At 47.3% G+C, this 19,102-nt stretch carries 18 protein-coding genes; 14 read left to right on the top strand and 4 right to left on the bottom strand.

The genetic code is table 11. The features are described from left to right. Positions 1–34: 34 nt before the first annotated feature. The 10 genes from argF to ACZ5KY_RS05000 all read left to right on the top strand — a co-directional run bounded on the left by argF (position 35) and on the right by ACZ5KY_RS05000 (position 10,254). Positions 35–949: an ornithine carbamoyltransferase gene (argF, locus tag ACZ5KY_RS05045; protein WP_464242812.1), complete on the top strand. Its 915-nt coding sequence runs from the start codon at positions 35–37 to the stop codon at positions 947–949. Positions 950–952: 3 nt separating this feature from the next. Further along, on the top strand, positions 953–1,582 hold the full coding sequence (locus tag ACZ5KY_RS05040) for an RDD family protein (protein ID WP_464242811.1): 630 nt from the start codon (positions 953–955) through the stop codon (positions 1,580–1,582). Positions 1,583–1,675: 93 nt separating this feature from the next. Further along, positions 1,676–2,893 carry an argininosuccinate synthase gene (locus tag ACZ5KY_RS05035; RefSeq protein ID WP_464242810.1) on the top strand — a complete coding sequence of 406 codons (1,218 nt, stop codon included), beginning with the start codon at positions 1,676–1,678 and terminating at the stop codon, positions 2,891–2,893. Between the two features lie 109 nt (positions 2,894–3,002). Further along, on the top strand, positions 3,003–3,506 hold the full coding sequence (locus ACZ5KY_RS05030; RefSeq protein WP_464242809.1) for an NUDIX domain-containing protein: 504 nt from the start codon (positions 3,003–3,005) through the stop codon (positions 3,504–3,506). 3 nt (positions 3,507–3,509) lie between these two features. After that, positions 3,510–4,661 carry a hypothetical protein gene (locus ACZ5KY_RS05025; protein ID WP_464242808.1) on the top strand — a complete coding sequence of 384 codons (1,152 nt, stop codon included), beginning with the start codon at positions 3,510–3,512 and terminating at the stop codon, positions 4,659–4,661. 11 nt (positions 4,662–4,672) lie between these two features. Continuing rightward, positions 4,673–6,058 (top strand): argininosuccinate lyase, encoded by a 1,386-nt coding sequence (gene argH, locus ACZ5KY_RS05020; protein ID WP_464242807.1) that lies wholly within the window; start codon positions 4,673–4,675, stop codon positions 6,056–6,058. Continuing rightward, a complete protein-coding gene (locus ACZ5KY_RS05015; protein WP_464242806.1) occupies positions 6,055–6,828 on the top strand; it encodes a hypothetical protein in 774 nt (257 codons plus the stop codon). The genes argH and ACZ5KY_RS05015 overlap by 4 nt, the downstream gene beginning before the upstream one ends. Before the next feature lie 137 nt (positions 6,829–6,965). Continuing rightward, complete coding sequence (gene dapA, locus ACZ5KY_RS05010) at positions 6,966–7,841, top strand: 4-hydroxy-tetrahydrodipicolinate synthase (protein ID WP_464242805.1); 876 nt, start codon at positions 6,966–6,968, stop codon at positions 7,839–7,841. 96 nt (positions 7,842–7,937) lie between these two features. Then, positions 7,938–8,741, top strand: coding sequence for a 4-hydroxy-tetrahydrodipicolinate reductase (gene dapB / locus ACZ5KY_RS05005; RefSeq protein ID WP_464242804.1), 804 nt, complete (start codon positions 7,938–7,940; stop codon positions 8,739–8,741). A gap of 277 nt (positions 8,742–9,018) precedes the next feature. Continuing rightward, positions 9,019–10,254 (top strand): LL-diaminopimelate aminotransferase, encoded by a 1,236-nt coding sequence (locus ACZ5KY_RS05000; RefSeq protein WP_464242803.1) that lies wholly within the window; start codon positions 9,019–9,021, stop codon positions 10,252–10,254. A 94-nt stretch (positions 10,255–10,348) separates the two neighbouring features. On the opposite strand, the gene ACZ5KY_RS04995 is transcribed toward ACZ5KY_RS05000, so the two are convergent. After that, a complete protein-coding gene (locus tag ACZ5KY_RS04995; protein ID WP_464242802.1) occupies positions 10,349–10,684 on the bottom strand; it encodes a hypothetical protein in 336 nt (111 codons plus the stop codon). After that, complete coding sequence (locus ACZ5KY_RS04990; RefSeq protein WP_464242801.1) at positions 10,684–10,959, bottom strand: hypothetical protein; 276 nt, start codon at positions 10,957–10,959, stop codon at positions 10,684–10,686. The genes ACZ5KY_RS04995 and ACZ5KY_RS04990 overlap by 1 nt, the downstream gene beginning before the upstream one ends. Before the next feature lie 375 nt (positions 10,960–11,334). Here ACZ5KY_RS04990 and ACZ5KY_RS04985 point away from each other — a divergent pair, with 375 nt between their 5' ends. From ACZ5KY_RS04985 to ACZ5KY_RS04970, 4 genes are all read left to right on the top strand, one after another. Continuing rightward, positions 11,335–11,706, top strand: coding sequence for a hypothetical protein (locus tag ACZ5KY_RS04985; protein WP_464242800.1), 372 nt, complete (start codon positions 11,335–11,337; stop codon positions 11,704–11,706). A gap of 119 nt (positions 11,707–11,825) precedes the next feature. Next, the gene (locus ACZ5KY_RS04980; protein WP_464242799.1) at positions 11,826–12,431 is read left to right on the top strand and encodes a hypothetical protein; all 606 of its coding nucleotides are present in this window, start codon (positions 11,826–11,828) and stop codon (positions 12,429–12,431) included. Positions 12,432–12,545: 114 nt separating this feature from the next. Then, a complete protein-coding gene (locus ACZ5KY_RS04975; protein WP_464242798.1) occupies positions 12,546–13,469 on the top strand; it encodes a hypothetical protein in 924 nt (307 codons plus the stop codon). Between the two features lie 72 nt (positions 13,470–13,541). Next, the gene (locus tag ACZ5KY_RS04970; protein WP_464242797.1) at positions 13,542–14,243 is read left to right on the top strand and encodes a hypothetical protein; all 702 of its coding nucleotides are present in this window, start codon (positions 13,542–13,544) and stop codon (positions 14,241–14,243) included. Between the two features lie 513 nt (positions 14,244–14,756). On the opposite strand, the gene carB is transcribed toward ACZ5KY_RS04970, so the two are convergent. Together carB and ACZ5KY_RS04960 are read right to left on the bottom strand one after the other, a co-directional pair. Continuing rightward, positions 14,757–17,957, bottom strand: coding sequence for a carbamoyl-phosphate synthase large subunit (gene carB, locus ACZ5KY_RS04965; RefSeq protein WP_464242796.1), 3,201 nt, complete (start codon positions 17,955–17,957; stop codon positions 14,757–14,759). A gap of 306 nt (positions 17,958–18,263) precedes the next feature. Continuing rightward, positions 18,264–18,587, bottom strand: a complete 324-nt coding sequence (locus tag ACZ5KY_RS04960) for a LysR family transcriptional regulator substrate-binding protein (protein ID WP_464244633.1) — start codon at positions 18,585–18,587, stop codon at positions 18,264–18,266. Between the last annotated feature and the right edge of the window lie 515 nt (positions 18,588–19,102).

Genomic DNA, 19,102 nt, shown 5'->3' with positions numbered 1-19,102 from the left:
TTGCAACACACGGCCCTAAAATAGGAGTATTATTGTGAAAAAACATTTTCTCTGTTTATCCGACTGGTCGGTATCTGAACTCGATGCCATTTTAACCCTGACTACTGAATTGAAAGAGAAACAAAAACAAGGGATCGCCCACCCACTTCTTGCGGGTAAAACCCTCGGAATGATCTTCGAAAAAAGCTCAACCCGCACCCGCATCTCATTTGAAGTGGGCATGTACCAACTCGGCGGCCACGCACTGTTTCTTTCCTCACAGAACACCCAAATTGGCCGAGGCGAACCGATTAAGGATACTGCCCGCGTCATGTCGCGCTATGTCGATGGCATCATGATCCGCACCTATTCCCAAGCCGGGATTTCAGAGCTAGCGGAATATTCAGATGTCCCTGTCATCAACGCGCTGACCGACAGCTACCATCCTTGCCAAATCATGGCTGACCTGTTTACGGTGCTGGAACATAAAGGCAGCTATAAAGATCAGGTTTATTGCTGGATCGGTGATGGCAACAACATGGCCAATTCTTGGATCAATGCCGCTGCGGTATTTGGTTTTGAGTTGCGTATCGCCACACCTCGCGGCTACGAAGCCGATGCCTGGGTCATTGAACGAGCGCAACAACGCGGAGCGAAACTAATCTTCACCAACGATCCCCTCGAAGCAGCGGCCAACGCCGATGTGCTCAATACCGATGTTTGGGCAAGTATGGGTCAAGAGGAGGAGCAAGCAAAACGGGAACTTGATTTTGTTGGCTTCCAACTCAACTCTGATGTCGTTGCCGTTGCTAACAAGGACTGCCTTGTCCTCCATTGCCTACCTGCTCACCGCGGCGAGGAGATCACCGCCGAGGTGATTGAAGGGGAACATTCTGTTGTTTTCGATGAAGCGGAAAATCGCCTTCACGTACAAAAAGCAATTATGGCGACCCTGATGGCAAAAGGATAACCGATGAACATTTTATGCCCACACTGTCAATTCAGCAAAGAGGTCAGTGACGCTGCATTACCACCACTACCAAGCAAAGTAACCTGTCCTCAATGTTCGCAACAATTTACCCTTGAGGCACCACCAGAGGAACCACTTTCCTTCGCGACCGGTTCGAGTGAAGAGATCATTACCCCCGTAATTACTTCAACCGCTGCTACAGTGCAAATTGAGGATGAAGTGCCTGCTGGTTTTTGGCTAAGGGTTATTGCAGCCGTGATCGACAGCATCATCTGCAATGTCCTCGTCTTCGTTATGGGCTTCGGTGTTGGCTTCCTCATCGAAACCAATAACTACTCCTTCAACGAGATGGCACAATTACTCATTGTGGCAATGGGAATCATCGTTACTCTGTTTTATTATATCTTTTTTACAGGTTACGGTGGACAAACTCCGGGGAAAATGGCACTACAGATAAAAGTGATTCACAATGACGGCTCAGAGATCGGCTATGGTCAAGCTTTTGTGCGTGAAACCATTGGTAAAATGATCTCCTATCTATTATTGTGTATCGGTTACCTGATGGTCGGCTTTCGCCGTGACAAGCGAGGTTTGCACGACCTACTCGCTAGCACGAAAGTAATTCGACTTTAAACGCACCAACAAATTAATTCTAGCAACCCCAACAATCGATAATCGTGTGGGCAATGCCCACCGTATAATACGATCTGTCACAAGGAGACACTCATGCAAAAAAAAGGAACCATCAAAAAAGCAGTCCTCGCCTACTCTGGCGGCCTGGATACTTCAATCATCCTCAAATGGTTGGGGGAAGAATATGGTTGTGAAGTCATTGCTTTCGCTGCCGACCTCGGTCAAGGTGAAGAACTTGATTTTATCCCTGAAAAAGCAAAAAAAACTGGCGCGAGCAAGTGCTTTATCGAAGATCTACGTGAAGAGTTTGTCCGTGACTTCGTCTTCCCAATGTTCCGTGCTAACGCCATTTACGAGGGTCGTTATTTCCTCGGCACCTCAATTGCTCGTCCGCTTATCGCTAAAAAGCAGATGGAGATCGCTCTAGCTGAAGGGGCGGATGCCGTTTCTCATGGTGCGACAGGAAAAGGCAACGATCAAGTTCGCTTTGAACTCGGCTACTACCACTTTGACCCTAGCGTTACCGTCATTGCGCCATGGCGTGAGTGGGACCTTAACAGCCGTACCGCACTAGAAAACTATGCTAAGAAGCATGACATTCCAGTACCAACTAGCAAGAAGAACCCTTGGAGTAGTGACCGTAACCTGCTGCACATCTCGTTTGAAGGTGATGTTCTTGAAGATCCTTGGGCTGAAGCTCCTGAGCACATGTACGTAATGAGCGTTTCCCCTGAAGATGCACCTGATCAAGCTGAATATATTGAGATCGAGTTTAAAAACGGCGACCCTATTTCAGTCAACGGTGAAGAACTGTCACCTGCCAACTTACTCGCTAAGCTTAACGAGCTAGGTGGCAAGCACGGTATTGGCCGTGTTGACCTGATGGAAAATCGTTTTGTCGGTATGAAGAGTCGTGGAGTCTATGAAACACCAGGCGGCACCATTCTCGAAGAAGCGCATCGCGGCGTAGAGTCGATCACCATGGACCGTGAAGTGATGCACCTACGTGACTCACTGGTTCCTCGTTATGCTGAGATGGTTTACAACGGTTTCTGGTTCGCACCTGAGCGTGAGGCCCTGCAAACTCTTATCGACGATACTCAAAAAACCGTTAACGGCAAGGCTCGCGTCAAGCTGTATAAAGGCCACTGCCGCGTTGTTGGTCGTCATTCCGATACCAACAGCCTGTTCAATGTCGACTTTGCGACCTTTGAAGCAGACGAAGTGTACAACCAAGCTGATGCAGAAGGTTTTATCAAGCTCAACGCTCTACGCCTGCGTATCCGCACCATGATGAACAACAAGCGTTAAATCGCATTAGAGAACGACCCATAAATCATCGCTGGAGTTGTATGAATAGACTCCAGCGATGGTGTTCGTCAAACCCTGCGTTATTGCCCAACACCACAAGGTGGGCTTTATGGCTTATCCCCTACAAAAGCAGATCAAAACCTCCGTTGTTGCCTGCATCATCGATGGCCAACAACGTATCCTCCTCACTAAGCGCAGCATTCCGCCTTTTTTTGGTCAATGGGTGATGCCTGGCGGGAAAATTGACCACGGCGAAGCGATAAAACAAGCGTTATGCCGTGAAGTTGAAGAGGAGGTCGGCCTAACAGTAACCATTGATACTCTCGTTGATGTCTACGAACACCTCGCTATCGGCGACCACAACGATCACTACATCATCCTCTATTATCGCGCCACACCACTTACTTTCGAGCTCCAAACGAATCCCGATGAGCTCAGTGAAGCGGTGTGGTTTGCACCTGAAAAACTACCCGACCTCGACATACCGCCCGGTAGCCGCCATATTTTATCCCTCATCTACCCAGAACAAACATGGCCCCACCTCGAACCGCCCGGTGACGATGCCGAGTGTGAAATTCCTGGGGTGTGTTCACTGCCATGCGAGAGAGGGTAGCGGATGTTTCATATTGTCGATAAAAGGGTAACCCTCAACTATCTCCTTGGCCATCATCTCCATTGCATGATTAGCCAGATTCCTAATCATATTCGCTTTGATGATGAACAAGACCCCGAGTCCATTACTCAAAAGAAGTGGCTGTTGGTTCAATCAGTCCTTGATCTGGTTGCAACAGGATCTGGGAATCTGAAAAAACTTCATTTTTTACTATTCCCTGAATCAACCTTGCCCTGCTGCCACCTCGACGATGCCCTTGAATTGATTGACAGCCGATTTCGCGCCAACACGGTAACCATGTTGGGGATGGAACACATTGCCCTGCACCAATTTAAAACCATCGTTGAATGCTATCGTGCCGATAACGCCGAATTGCTCGAATCGATCACAACCGATCAGGATTGCGGCGATATCGAACACTTACGCGTTAATTGGGCTGTCATTGCCATAAAAGAGGGTGATGGAACATTACGCGTCTTTATCCAGGCCAAAAGTCACCCCTTTGCCGGCGAAGAGAGTCTCGATCATCGAGATCTGTACCATGGCAAGATTTTTCCGCTGTTTCATAGCCAACCCACTGGGTTTAACTTTATGGCGATGATCTGTTTTGACTACATCTACCGCACCATCTATCATTCTAATATCACCACCGTAATTCAGCGCGCCAACGAGTTATTTTTCAGTTCGCGCCAGCATCTTGATTTTTTGGCGATTCTTGAGTGCAACCCGAAGCCAGAACATGATACCTTTCGCGATGTCATCAACGGTTTTTATGGTGAGCACCTTGCGGCGGCACCCGGAGTACGCGAAACGATTACCACCTTTTGCAACAGTGCCAGCGAAACGCGCGAATCATTACCCCACAATGGTGACCAAGATACCTTTGGCCATTCGTCGGTTTTCATCCATAAAAACCATAAGATGACCGCAGGACAACTCGGCGAATTCACCATCGATGATTTTTCAGGACTTCCTGTCTGTCGCTTACGCTTTGGTGCAAAGTGCCGTTTATACTATTTTAATTTACCGGTATTTCACGAGTTCGACCCACGAACAACGCGAATGCCACTCAAAGTGCACACGATATTTAAACCTACAACGCAAAACGGCTGGCAATCGATCAACTTCAACCCCGATGCGTTATCACATTTGTAAGGAGCACAAACATGAGTAAAAAACTCTGGGGTGGTCGTTTCACCCAGCCAACCGATAAATTTGTTGAAGAATTCACGGCATCCATCGACTTTGACCAACGGATGTTCCGTTACGATATTCAAGGTTCTAAAGCCCACGCGCGGATGCTCGGCCGTCAGGAGATCATCAGCAGCGACGAGGCAGAGCAGATTTGCACTGGTCTTGATGACATTTTATTCGACATCGAAGCGGGGAAAATTGAGTTTTCAGTAGCTCTCGAAGATATCCACATGAACATCGAAGCCCGACTCATCGAGCGTATCGGTAGTGTTGGTGGCAAGCTGCATACGGGCCGCTCACGTAACGATCAAGTCGCAGTGGATATCCGTCTTTATCTACGTGATGAGATGAAAACCATCCTCGATTATCTAGATAAACTTCAGGGCGCACTGCTCAGTCAAGCAGAAGCCAACCTGACCACCATCATGCCGGGCTACACCCATTTGCAAACAGCGCAACCCGTCCTCTTTGCTCACCACATGCTCGCTTACTACGAGATGTTCGTTCGCGATAGCGGTCGCATGAAAGATTGCCTCACACGCATGAATGTACTCCCTCTGGGTGCTGGCGCGCTGGCTGGAACCACCTTCCCTATCGACCGGGAATCGGTTGCCGCTGATCTTGGTTTTGATGGCGTGACCCGTAACAGCCTCGATTCGGTATCTGATCGTGACTTCGCCCTCGAATTTTGTGGCGCTTCGGCAACATTAATGATGCACCTGTCACGCTTAAGTGAAGAGTTGGTACTCTGGTCGAGCGCTGATTTCTCATTCATCGAACTCACCGATGCTTTCTGCACCGGTAGCTCCATCATGCCGCAGAAAAAGAACCCTGACGTGCCAGAACTGGTGCGCGGCAAAACAGGTCGTGTGTACGGCAACCTCATCAGTCTACTGACCTTGATGAAGGCGCTACCACTGGCCTACAACAAAGATATGCAAGAAGATAAAGAGCCACTTTTCGATACCATTGACACCGTTAAGGGTAGCTTGAAAGTTTTCGCTGACATGATCGCTCAAATGAATGTCAAAGCCGAGAATATGCGCATCGCTGCGGCACGTGGCTTCTCAACCGCCACCGACGTTGCCGATTACTGCGTCACAAAGGGAATCCCTTTCCGTGATGCCCACGAAATTGTTGGTAAAACAGTGCGCTACTGCATTGAGAACAACAAAGATATTCCGGAACTCACCATCAATGAATTTAAGCAATTCAGCCCATCGATTGAAGAAGACATCTACGAATTTGTAACCCTTGAGGCCTCCGTTAATGCACGCCGCGCTACAGGCGGAACCGCTCGCTGTGCTGTCGAACGTGAGATCAAACGTGCACGTAGCCAACGTGAGGAGGGTTCATGATCCAGCGTACTGTCTCTCAAATTGCAGCTGTTTTGGCATTTGTACTTCTTGTGGCGTTAACGGGTTGCGGTAATGTTGGACCCGTTCAGCCACTGCTCAAAACCTTGCCAAAAGGGGCTGATTCGATCACCCTGGAGCAAAAAGGTAATGCCTTGCTGCTGTCGTGGAAAATTCCAACCCTGAATCAGGACGGCACAGCGTTAACGAACCTTGCAGGCTTTGCCATCTACAAATCGGATTACGACCTCGCTAAGGGTTGTCCCGAATGTCGGCCACCAAAAAATCTGTATCGTAAAATTGATTTGGCCTACTTTCGCAGCAACAACCGCAATAGCAATCGTATCCACCTATGGGACAACGCTGTTGAAGAGGAGATGGGCTTCCGCTACAAGATCGTCCCCTATACGACAGAGGGTCTCGATGGTGCCAGCACACTCGTTCATCGACCGTGTTTTACCCCACCCGATTCACCAGCGAATCTTGTTGGCACAGGTCTGGACCGCCAAGCCCGAATTACGTGGGATGCCGCGAGCGAAACTCGTCAAGGGGTGAAATTGATCGGCTACAACCTGTACCGTCGTAGTGGTAACACTTACTTTACCTCTACCTCCCTTAACAAGGCACCGCTCACCAGCCTAAGTTACGAAGATTCAACGGTTAAAAACGATATTGTTTACAGTTATGCGCTTCGCAGTGTGATTGCCATTGGCGAGCAACAGCTTGAGAGTTCCTTTTCAGCTGAAGTGAAGGTGGAGCCAAAACGCCCTTAGCAGAGAGCCAGCCACTTTACTTTAAACAAAAGTTATGCTATCAGCTTAAGATTGTATTTATTATTTCGCTACGTGTGGCTACTTCGCGACACGTTCGATGCTTTATACCGTGACTGGTTTGTCTTGAGGAGGACACAATGATTAGAGGATCAATGGTAGCCATTATTACCCCGTTTAACGAGGATGGCTCTGTAAATGAAGATAAATTCCGTCAATTAGTGGAGTTCCAAATTGAGAGCGGCACTGATGTCATTGTCCCTTGCGGCACCACGGGCGAGTCGGCAACACTGAACTACGATGAGCACGACCTTGTGGTTCGGGCCTGTATTGATCAAGTAAATGGCCGCGTTCCTGTTGTTGCTGGAACCGGGTCAAACTCAACAGCTGAAGCCGTTGAGATGAGCTTGCACGCTAAAGAGATGGGCGCAGATGGTCTTCTCCTTGTCAGTCCTTACTACAACAAACCTTCGCAAGAGGGCTTATATCAACACTATAAAACCATTGCTGAAGCGGTTGGACTCCCTCAGGTGCTGTATAACGTACCAGGGCGCACAGGGATGAACATGACTGCGGAAACCACCATCCGCCTCGCTGAAATCGACAACATTGTTGCCGTGAAAGAAGCTTCTGGCGATGTCACACAGGCGAGTGAAATCATCTCTAAAGCGGGCGATAAAATTGATGTGCTTTCTGGCGACGATTTTCTCACCTTACCGCTTATGGCCTGTGGCGCAAAAGGGATCATCTCTGTCACCGCCAACATCATGCCTAAAGAGGTCAAAGCGATGGTCACAGCCATCAACGAAGGCCGTTGGGATGATGCTCGTGCCATGCACTTAAAGATGCTCGATATCCATAATGCTATGTTTATCGAATCCAACCCTGTACCAGTTAAAACGGCTTTATCACTCATGGGTCGTTGCAGTGAAACGATTCGTCAACCATTGGTTGACCTGCAACCTGCAAGCCTAGAGGTACTTAAATCAGTCATGAAAACCTACGGCTTGATTTAACACGAACCACTATTTAATAAAGACACACTCTACCTATCCGAGTCCGTACGCGAACTCGGATAGGTTGTATTTAGCCACTTGGCGAAAGGGAAGATCATGTTGAAAATTGCTGTAATTGGAGCCGCTGGCCGCATGGGAGGTTTCCTAATTAAGGCAGTAACGGAAGCGGAAGGGATTACTCTCACCGCTGCCATTGAGCGCGCTGGCCACCCGATGGTCGGACAAGATGCTGGCCTCATCGCTGGTTGCGGTGCTCTCGACGTGATCATCGGTGACAAACTGGAGCAAGAACTTCTTGCTGCCGATATCCTAATCGATTTCACCTTCCCTGAAGTCACCCTAGCCAACGCCAAAGTGTGCGCTGAACTCGGCAAAATGATGGTGATCGGCTCAACAGGTTTCACCCCTGAGCAACGGCAACAGCTTGCTGATATCACCAGCAACATTGCAGTGATGCTGGCACCCAACATGAGTGTTGGAGTTAACGCCTGCTTTAAACTGCTCAAAGAGGCGGCCAATATTCTTGGTGAAGACTTCGACGTAGAAATTGTCGAGCTGCATCACAATAAGAAAAAAGATTCCCCTTCTGGCACTGCGGTACGCATGGGCGAAGTGGTTGCCGATGCCCTTGATCGCGACTACAACAAAGTGGCCAACTATCACCGCGAGGGGATGTGTGGCGAGCGTAGTCATGAAGAGATCGGCATGCAAACTGTTCGTGGTGGCGATATTGTCGGTGAGCACACCGTCTATTTCATCGGCATGGGCGAGCGGATTGAGATCACTCACCGCGCCATGAGCCGTGAGATGTTTTCCCGTGGTGCGGCCCGCGCGTGTCAGTGGATGCAAGGCAAAGAACCCGGCATGTACGACATGCAAGACGTTCTCGACCTGAAATAGGTCCATTTCGCACAGGGTAGAACAGAGGGGACGGTGAAAACAACACTCAGCGTGATCACACGCGTTAGTTCTAACTCTCATGTTCTCCGGCTGCAAAACATGGCAGGGATGAGGTCACGACGTTAGAGGACTAACCCGCTGGGGCTGCAGCGATTGCGCAACAGAGCAAAACGCCGTGCAAGTGAGCGACCCGCCCGCACAACCTGAACAACAAACAAAATAAATAAAATCATATAAATTTCGATTGTCACTTACTTTTATTGGAGGTCTTCGCACCATGGCTCGTTTAAACGATAACTATCTTAAGCTTCAAGCTGGCTACCTTTTCCCTGAAATTAGCCGCCGCGTCAACGAATTTGTTGCCGCCCACCCGAACGATCAAGTGATCCGTCTCGGTATTGGCGATGTCACCAAGCCCCTCGTTCCTGCGGTACTTAAGGCATTTCACGCTGGCGTTGACGACATGGCACAAGCCAGCTCATTTCACGGTTACGGCCCAGAGCAAGGCTACTCATGGTTAGCACAAACCATCATTGATAAATCCTATGCACCACTCGGTGTTGAGCTTAAAACCTCTGAGGTGTTCATCTCTGACGGTTCAAAATGCGATAGCTCAAACATTCTCGACATCTTTGATCTGAGCTGCAAAGTCGCTATCGGCGACCCTGTCTACCCTGTTTACAACGACACCAACGTTATGGTTGGTCGCACAGGTCAAGCTAACGAGCAAGGCTACTACGAAGGCCTCGTTTACATGCCATGCACCGAGGAGAACAACTTCTCCCCTGCTCTGCCCACTGAAAAAGTGGACATCATCTATCTGTGCTACCCCAACAACCCTACAGGCACTGTAGCAACCAAAGAGCAACTCAAAGTATGGGTCGATTACGCCCTGGCTAACGATGCAGTCATTCTATTTGATGCGGCATACGAAGCATTCATTACTGAAGCGCACATCCCTCATTCAATCTACGAGATCGAAGGCGCTAAACAGTGCGCTATCGAGTTCCGTAGCTTCTCAAAGACCGCTGGCTTCACTGGCGTACGTTGCGGCTTGACCGTGGTTCCTGAAACATTAATGGGCACCACCGAAAACGGCGAAAAGGTATCCCTCAATCAACTGTGGAACCGTCGTCAAGGCACAAAGTTTAACGGTGTATCGTACCCAGTACAAAAAGCAGCTGAAGCCGTTTACTCTGACGAAGGATGGGCACAAGTCAAAGAGATCATCGATTTCTACATGGCGAACGCTAAAATCATCCGTGAAGGCCTCGAAGCGGCTGGCATTACCTGCTACGGCGGCGTAAATGCCCCCTACATTTGGTTAAAAACTCCAGAAGGGATGACTAGCTGGGATTTCTTCGACAAACTCCTTAACGAGTGTTTTATTGTCGGCACACCAGGTAGTGGTTTTGGCCCAAGCGGTGAAGGTTACTTCCGTCTCAGCGCGTTTGGTGAGCGAGCAAATGTTGAAGAAGCGGTTAAGCGGATTGTGGAGAAATGGGGTAAGTAAACTCTATTTGTTTCTGTAATTTTAAAGCCCTCTGCCAAATTGGTAGAGGGCTTTTTTATTTGGTGAGAATTAAAAAATTGGGATGCTATAAATCCTACGGTGCTACCTTCCACTTGAAACGATTTTGACCACCAATTCTGATATTCAAAAGTAAAACAGGCTCCGCTGTTTCAGCAGGAATACAATACAAAACTAAAAAATCTCGCGCCCCAGCATTGAGCACATATTCTCGCACGGTGAGACTCTTGCCCTGAATCACCCTTCTTCGAGCAGGAGATATATCTTGGAAAGTGGTTATATTCTCCACCCTCTCAACATAGCTGTGCCGTAATCGCTCAACAAAACGGACAGCACCGAGTTCAGAATACTCATCTAAAAACTCTTGCAAATTACGTGAAAATAACGGTGTCGCGATAACATTACGCGCCATCAGCGCAACCCCTTTTCCACGTGTTTCGCCTTGGTAAGAGCACTATCGAACATGGAATCAATATCATCAGACGACACACGAACACCTGTCAGCTCATAATCCTCCCACGCTTTTAATGCCTGCGCTTCGAATTGGATATCCTCTTCAGCAGATTCAATCGCCTGGCCGGCCACAGCTTCTAACACGGAGGCCATCGACCGCCCTGTTCTTTTTGATAAACGTTCTAGTTTATTGGCAAACTCATCGTTTACCCGTAGGTTCAATTGTCGACTCATACGCTTCTCCTTTGGCAACAAAGCTCACTTCACAATGCTAGCATGTGCTAGCGCTGTATCAAACTGTCTAAATATGAGAAACAAAAGGATTACATCAAGAACAATGCATTGCACCCTGCTAAAATTTTAATATGGGAAGTGACCTGCTTTTGTATTCGGACCAGTTAATCACAGTAGCCTAAATGATTCTTATTCTTGTCACTGCTTTTATCTTGCCCAACTAATGCCACGGTTGTACTGTTGGACGTTATTAACGATTACTGTTAATTATACAAGCATATTTTACTAGATAGAAACTATTGATATGGTTTTAGACCGAAACCATATAATCAATTCCTGTCTAAAACACTTTATGTTCAATATGGAGCTATGTAAATGCCTGTAAAGATTTTCGGGAATAAAATATCAGATTGTGGCACTGGAATTGGCACCCCAGAAGATGCCAATGTTGAAATTGGAGCAAATGACATCACAAACTGCGGTACGGCAATCGAACTCCGAGACAGACCAAGCTTTATAGAAACTATCGGCCTTAATAAAGATACACCCATTGATAAAGTTGTTTCTGTATTGGAAGCTATATCAAACGGAGCTACGGAAAAAGAAGTCATAGAAGCAGAAGTTCGGAAAGCTGGACTTCTGGACTACCTGTCTGGTACCGCCAACGTAACTACCGTAGTGTCTGCTCTTTATCAATTATCAACTTCCTCGCTGGTTGAACAAGCGTTGGCATTGCTACTAAAATAAACATAACAATAAAATCAACCGGACGGAAGATACGGCTGCTATTTAATTCGAATAACTCGGTAGTATGCGTAAGTCAGTCTGCCGCCGGTTATCAAAAACGCTAGAGTGCGAAAACAATTATGGCACAAAAAACCAACGTAACCAGAGAACTAGCCAAGCTTCAGCAGTCAGTAGAAGCACTGCGCACAGAAAAAATAAGCGTACCAAAAGAGCCGCCAAGAACATTTCTCTCAAAAATGGGAAAATGGCTTGGTTTTCTAGCAAACATATCTTCATTGGGAATACCAATCATTACGATCTACTTGTCCTTTTCTAACTTTATATATGTTCCACCTACAGATTCCTTAATAGAAAACGACCCTCTTACCATTCCCTTTGTTATTGAAAATAATAGTTATGTTAATTTAAAAGACATCAAAATTATGGTTCAAATGCTTAACGTGAATGGAGAATCTCAAACTGGGACAAAAATTACCTATACAAATGTTGGGATAATAAATAATTTCCTCGAAAATATGACTTCCAACAGTAGTCATACTTTACTTTTTAAGCCAGACACGGTTATCGCACCCAAACTCACAAAAATTTATCAAGCCGATGTTCAAATAAATATTTCATATCGGGCATTCTTTTTTTCAAAATCATTCAACCAAAAATTTAGATTTGTTGCGTTGCCTTCGCAAGAAGGTTTTTATAGGTATTTTCCTATTCAAAGTACACTCTAACCATCAAATCAACCGGACGGAAAATACGTCTGCTACTTAATTCGAATAACTCGGTGGTGTACGTAAGTCAACCTGCCGCCGGTTATCAAAAACGTTGGCTGAAGGAAGAGAACCATGCCGTATAGATGGCGAGCGACTTATAATTTTGACTATCCATTGCTTGACAAACCCGTGAGTATTGGAGACATATGCTTTTATCCCGGGTCACCTGAGTTCGACAACAAGCCCCACGCGGTTCACTATTATGAATTTGAAACGTCAACAGTTGATAGGCAGGGCCAAGAAGAGGCAAAAACAAAATACAGTTCACGCCTAGAAGAGCTGCTTGAACTTAGCGTGCTTCTTCCATATTACACTGAAGTATCTTTTCATTCCGCCGTGTTGCTGAACAGTCAAGAGGAAACAGGCTTTCCCGCCAGTGGAATAAATTTTGAATTAGGGGGTGGTAAGCCATACATCCCTCCCGGTCAATCCCCAAAAAAATTTAGAGAAGAACTCGCTAATTCGGGTGGCGTTTTTTCAGATATCCAGTCGATGAGTAGTGACCGCAAGGAATCTTTTTCAAGGGCGCTCCGTTGGTTGTATCGCGCTAACGACTATCGTATATTTGGGGACGAAAAACTTATTTATAGATGGATCGCATTTAATAGCTTATATAATTTATACAATCAGATTTCAGGAAACAATAATAGAGGTGAAAAAGCTAGCGTAGTTGCATTTGAAGAGGAATTTAGGTTGGCAGTTGGTCAAGTGTCAGATCACACAAACCTTCTTGCCTCTTTTAACCTACAACTTGACCGGGGCCAAAACCGAGACGTGAGCGCTGAGCTACAGAATGCAATAAATTCTAGAGATGCGTCCTTAACGCAATGGGCATTAGTTTGTGTATATGCAGCCCGGTGCTCCTTGTTTCATGGAGAAGAAAAGCCGGTAACACATGTGTCAAATAGGATTATTAATGTTTCGGCGACGTACCTTGAGGGGTATCTAAAAAAGGTACTGCCAGAGTTCGTGAAATTTTGCATACAACACAGCTAACAAAACGCTCAAGCCGACGGCCAAAGGCGCGCGCGGTTTAGCGTAAGCGTTATAAGCCATGGGAGAGATTGGTTGACAAATATTGAAGACAGAAACCGTGTATTGATTAAATTCATGGACGAAAAGAATGTTGATACTTTCGTCAACGAAGGTCTTCTTTATATGAATACCATTCAATATTTTAGAGAAGATGAAGATGATGACCCCGCCCTGAGAGCGGACTCTAACGAGGGATTGTCCTCAAGTTTTATACCTGAAAATGTTGTATTAGAATTGAATGGTCATGTTATCACTGCCGCTGTAGACAAAATAGACATGAGAGAATGTCATAATGATGAGACAAATATCTACTGTATGACAATTATCAGTGATAAAAATATTCTTGATGCTGGGGAAGATGGTTTGTACTTATCTAGTAAATTCTCAAAATTCGGAAATAAAGCAGTATTTATTGGTGGTAACGATATCAATAAATTTTTTAATCGTATAAGTGATGCAATAAAAGGCCACCCTTCTATATATACCCTAGAAGAAAATTATATCGTAGGTAGAAAGGTTACATATCTAGATAGACGAGATCATCATAGTAGATTAAGTGTATTCAACAAATTCTCGGAGTATGAATGGCAACTCGAGTGGAGGCTAGCATTGAAACAGAATAATACTAGGCATGCATTTGAACTTAGGATTGGCGACTTATCCGATATTGCTCATATAGCTGATACTGAGTCTCTTGTAAGTGAGCCAATTAAGTTCATGGAAAATGGCTTATAACAATAAGCCCACCCGATTCGTCACCGCTGGCGGCTCCTCTCGGGTGAGCTTAGTCGTAATGCATCTAATAAGTTGCTTTGACGTTCATTGCGTTCGCGGCGGCAAATGGGTAACTTCGACGGTAAGTGACAAAAATAAAACCGTCGGACAGTGCACAACCTACCAAAAGTTACATACCATAGAAAAAATTGAGAGCCTCCCGAACAAAAAACCCTCTATACCAAAGCAACAAAAGGGCACCAACTTGGAGGCCTAAAGGCCGACAAACCACGATGCTATGTAAGCGGAAACAGATTCATTGTAAGTGTGAATGCGACCTGCGGAGGGAAGAGCTTTAATCCCATTTTTTGCATACTTTTTGGAGGCCAGCAAAAACACTATGTGATTTTGGTTGCGAGGATTTCAAGGTCAGCTTTTTCATGCTACGCCAGATATTCAGACAACGTAGTTGCTATGTGATTGATGTGCTCCGGTTTGTGCAAAAAAACCGGAGCACGATCTACCAATTAGAAATTAACGCAAGCGGGCATGATATTCTTGCAAGCTGCGCACTTCACCTTTGCTACTGAGACGCGCGGCGATCCCTTTGGCGGCGGCAATGGCTGCGGCCGTAGTGGTGATATAGGGAATACGGCTTTTTATCGCTGCCTTGCGGATGTAGGAATCATCGTGATTACTCAGCCGGCCTGATGGGGTGTTGACCACCAGTTGAATTTCACCATTGGTGATGGCATCGGCAATGTTAGGTCGTCCTTCATGCATTTTGCTGATGGTCTCACTGGCGATACCATGTATCGCGAGGTAGGCTGCCGTACCGGAAGTGGCGCGCAGGGAAAAACCAAGATCGGCAAAGCGGCGAGCGACCTCAAGAGCGCCAGCGCGGTCATGTTCGGCGACGGTGATTAATACGGTTCCCTGTTGTGGCAAGCTTGCGTTGGCCGCGTCTTGAGCTTTAAAGAAGGCCAGACCATAGTTATCGGCCAGACCCAGCACCTCACCGGTGGAACGCATTTCCGGTCCAAGGACCGGATCAACTTCTGGGAACATGTTGAACGGGAACACTGCTTCCTTGACACCAAAGTGGGGCACCGAGCGGCGCTGCAGTTTGAGGTCGGCCAGTTGTTGGCCGAGCATCATCTGGACCGCTAGCCGTGGCATGGGGATGTTACACACCTTGGAGACCAACGGCACAGTACGGCTGGCGCGTGGGTTGGCTTCAAGAATGTAAACCCGATCATCGGCAATCGCATACTGAATGTTCATCAGTCCGACCACGCCCATTTCAACAGCTATCTTGGCGGTGTACTCCTCAATGGTGTCGATGTGACGCTGAGGAATATTGACCGGCGGAATCACGCAGGCCGAATCACCGGAGTGAACCCCAGCCATTTCAATATGCTCCATCACTGCTGGGACAAAGGCGTCCTTGCCATCGCAGACAGCATCGGCTTCAGCTTCAATGGCATTTTCCAAAAAGCGGTCGATGAGGATCGGACGCTCAGGAGAAACATCCACGGCCTTTTGCAGATACAGGCGTAGGCTGGATTCATCGTAGACCACTTCCATAGCCCGACCACCGAGAACATAGGAGGGACGCACCATCAGTGGATAACCAATGCGCTTCGCGATCGCCAGAGCTTGATCCAACGTGCTGGCCATCCCTGATTCCGGCTGCGGGATGTTCAGTCTCTGCATTACTTCGTTAAAGCGTTCCCGGTCTTCGGCCAAATCAATGGTCTCTGGGCCGGTACCGATGATTTTGACTCCGGCTGCTTCCAATTCAGCGGCGATATTCAGCGGCGTCTGACCACCAAACTGTACGACCACCCCTTCCGGCTGTTCCTTGGCATAGATCGACAGCACATCCTCAACGGTCAGCGGTTCAAAATAGAGCTTGTCCGAGGTGTCGTAGTCGGTGGAGACCGTTTCGGGGTTGCAGTTAACCATGATGGTTTCATAGCCGGCGTCGCGTAGTGCCATGGCGGTATGAACGCAGCAATAGTCAAATTCAATCCCCTGCCCAATGCGGTTAGGTCCGCCACCGAGGACCATGATTTTTTTCCGGTCGCTGACGGCAACCGTATCGGCTGCGTTGTAGGTGGAGAAGTAATACGCGGCATCTTCAACGCCGCTGACTGGCACGGCCTCCCATGCTTCACCCAGACCAAGCGCCAACCGTTTTTCGCGGATTTCAACCTCGGTGAGTTCGAGAATTTTTGCGAGATATTTATCGGCAAAGCCGTCTTTTTTCGCTTGTAGTAGCAGCGCATCCGGTGGCAATTGGCCGCGATAGCCGAGCAACTGCTCTTCCAACTCAACCAGTTCCTTCATCTGTTGCAAAAACCACGGTTTGATATAGGTCTTCGCGTAGAGCACATCGATATCGGCCCCTTTTCGCAGTGCCTCGTAGAGGATAAACTGACGTTCACTGGACGGCTCAACCAACTGTTCCATCAGGCGTTCCAGGGTCTGACTATTGAAGTCGGCGGCAAAGCCCAAACCGTAACGGCCAATTTCCAGAGAGCGAATCGCTTTCTGTAGTGCCTCTTTATAGTTCTTACCGATGCTCATCACCTCGCCGACAGCTCGCATCTGGGTGCCTAGCTTGTCTTCCACCCCTTTAAACTTTTCAAAGGCCCAACGGGCAAATTTGACCACCACGTAGTCGCCGCTCGGCGTATATTTTTCCAAAGTACCGTCGCGCCAGTAGGGGATCTCATCTAAGGTGAGTCCAGCCGCCAGTTGGGCAGAAACCAGCGCAATGGGGAAGCCAGTAGCTTTACTGGCCAACGCCGAAGAGCGTGAGGTACGGGGATTTATTTCAATGACGATCACCCGGTCATCTTTAGGATTGTAAGCAAATTGGACGTTGGTGCCGCCAATCACCTCAATCGCATCGACGATATCGTATGAATAGTCCTGCAAGCGCTGCTGTAACGGTTTACTGATGGTCAGCATTGGCGCGGTGCAGAATGAGTCGCCAGTATGAACGCCAACGGCATCCACATTTTCAATAAAACAGACGGTGATCTTTTGTCCCTTGGCGTCACGTACCACTTCAAGTTCCAACTCTTCCCAGCCGAGTATTGATTCCTCTATCAATACTTGGGTCACCGGACTTAACGATAGCCCACGGCTGACGATGGCTTCCAACTCTTCCATGTTGTAGGCAAAACCTCCGCCGGTGCCGCCCATCGTATAGGCAGGACGGATCACTACTGGCAGGGCGATCTCTTTAATGATCTCTTTCGCTTCATCAAGGGTGTTGGCGATAGCACTACGTGCCATCTCGATGCCGAGACCTTCCATGGTCTGCTTGAAGATTTCACGATCTTCGCCGCGCTCGATCGCCTTAAGATTGACGCCAATAACTTTCACTGCGTACTTATTGAGGACACCGCGTCGCTCTAATTCCATGGCCAGATTAAGCGCCGTTTGACCACCGAGGTTCGGCAGTAAAGCATCAGGACGTTCTTTCTCGATAATCTCGGTGATGGTTTCCGGGGTCAAGGCTTCAATATAGGTGATATCAGCCATCTCAGGATCGGTCATGATGGTGGCGGGATTAGAGTTGACCAGTAAAATCTCGTAGCCTAGTTTGCGCAGGGCTTTGCAGGCTTGTGTGCCGGAATAATCAAATTCACAAGCTTGGCCAATAATGATTGGGCCGGAGCCGATGATTAATACTTTTTTGACATCGTCGCGTCTGGGCATGAATCTCTCCTTTGAGGGGTATAAACTACAACAAGGTGAAGCCATAGGTAGAGCTTCACAACACTATGCCAAAAAGAACAGCAACCGACAAGCAAGTGTGTGATATGGGTGCATTTTTTTTGGCATCCCTAGGCGAATTTTGTTCGAATTTTAAAAAAATATCTTCTCAAATGTCTCCAGTATTAAAATTATCCCTACAAATAATGATTTTACGGCTGAACCCATCACGTTTTCGTCTGCCAATGTAGCGTTCAGGAGATCGAATAAAAGCAGAGCCACGATGGCTTTTCCCGTTACCGATAAAAATCAACTCGCTCTATAAGAAAAAACTAGAAAGGCTTGATTTGCACGAGAAAGATAGCTCTCCGACTTCCAAGCAATATGCAGATCAAGATGGAGCCGAGGTGCAAAAGAAACAGGAACAACGTTGACTTCATCAACAACCACCATACGCAATAAGGTTGCCCCCCCTTCACCAACCAATGATCTCACCAAAGAGTACAGGTTTGTCTCAAAAACAACTTGGGTTTTCGTAGAGAGTTCCTGCTGCAAAGTCTGAATCAGCTCACGCATGTAATAGCCTTGCTTGAACGAGATTAACGGTTCAATCAAAAACTCTTGAACGGTAATACTTTCTCATTTAGTGAAGGGATGATCAGTGGCAACACTTGCGACAATCTCCTCATGTAATAAGCACCGAGAGTCAAAGCCCTCAGGAATACGACTGCCTGGGATGCCCCCCATATCGATACTTTCTGATCCAATCAGCTCTTGAATTCGGGCAGCACCATCACACCATCACACCATCACACCATCACACCATCACACCATCACACCATCACACCATCACACCATCACACCATCACACCATCACACCATCACACCATCACACCATCACACCATCACACCATCACACCATCACACCATCACACCATCACACCATCACACCATCACACCATCACACCATCACACCATCACACCACCACACCACCACATCTAAAGAGCCATCACCTTAACTGCAAATCAGTCGTGAACAAAATGAACAAAATAAACAAAAAAGAATCAATACTTTTTAAGTGCACAATATTTACAGTTAAGCTTGCAACCCCTTAAACTAGCGATAGAATTAATCAGAACAACGATTG

This window comes from Desulfuromonas svalbardensis (assembly GCF_055389415.1).
Note: the sequence above shows the minus strand (reverse complement) of the source record. Positions and strands in the feature narration are given on the sequence as shown.

Bases quoted from the DNA above. Each gene is read 5' to 3' on its own strand.
- ACZ5KY_RS05040 (WP_464242811.1), top strand. From the start codon at position 953: ATGAACATTTTATGCCCACACTGTCAATTCAGCAAAGAGGTCAGTGAC.
- ACZ5KY_RS05035 (WP_464242810.1), top strand. From the start codon at position 1,676: ATGCAAAAAAAAGGAACCATCAAAAAAGCAGTCCTCGCCTACTCTGGC.
- ACZ5KY_RS05030 (WP_464242809.1), top strand. From the start codon at position 3,003: ATGGCTTATCCCCTACAAAAGCAGATCAAAACCTCCGTTGTTGCCTGC.
- ACZ5KY_RS05025 (WP_464242808.1), top strand. From the start codon at position 3,510: ATGTTTCATATTGTCGATAAAAGGGTAACCCTCAACTATCTCCTTGGC.
- argH (WP_464242807.1), top strand. From the start codon at position 4,673: ATGAGTAAAAAACTCTGGGGTGGTCGTTTCACCCAGCCAACCGATAAA.
- ACZ5KY_RS05015 (WP_464242806.1), top strand. From the start codon at position 6,055: ATGATCCAGCGTACTGTCTCTCAAATTGCAGCTGTTTTGGCATTTGTA.
- dapA (WP_464242805.1), top strand. From the start codon at position 6,966: ATGATTAGAGGATCAATGGTAGCCATTATTACCCCGTTTAACGAGGAT.
- dapB (WP_464242804.1), top strand. From the start codon at position 7,938: ATGTTGAAAATTGCTGTAATTGGAGCCGCTGGCCGCATGGGAGGTTTC.
- ACZ5KY_RS05000 (WP_464242803.1), top strand. From the start codon at position 9,019: ATGGCTCGTTTAAACGATAACTATCTTAAGCTTCAAGCTGGCTACCTT.
- ACZ5KY_RS04995 (WP_464242802.1), bottom strand. From the start codon at position 10,684: ATGGCGCGTAATGTTATCGCGACACCGTTATTTTCACGTAATTTGCAA.
- ACZ5KY_RS04990 (WP_464242801.1), bottom strand. From the start codon at position 10,959: ATGAGTCGACAATTGAACCTACGGGTAAACGATGAGTTTGCCAATAAA.
- ACZ5KY_RS04985 (WP_464242800.1), top strand. From the start codon at position 11,335: ATGCCTGTAAAGATTTTCGGGAATAAAATATCAGATTGTGGCACTGGA.
- ACZ5KY_RS04980 (WP_464242799.1), top strand. From the start codon at position 11,826: ATGGCACAAAAAACCAACGTAACCAGAGAACTAGCCAAGCTTCAGCAG.
- ACZ5KY_RS04975 (WP_464242798.1), top strand. From the start codon at position 12,546: ATGCCGTATAGATGGCGAGCGACTTATAATTTTGACTATCCATTGCTT.
- carB (WP_464242796.1), bottom strand. From the start codon at position 17,957: ATGCCCAGACGCGACGATGTCAAAAAAGTATTAATCATCGGCTCCGGC.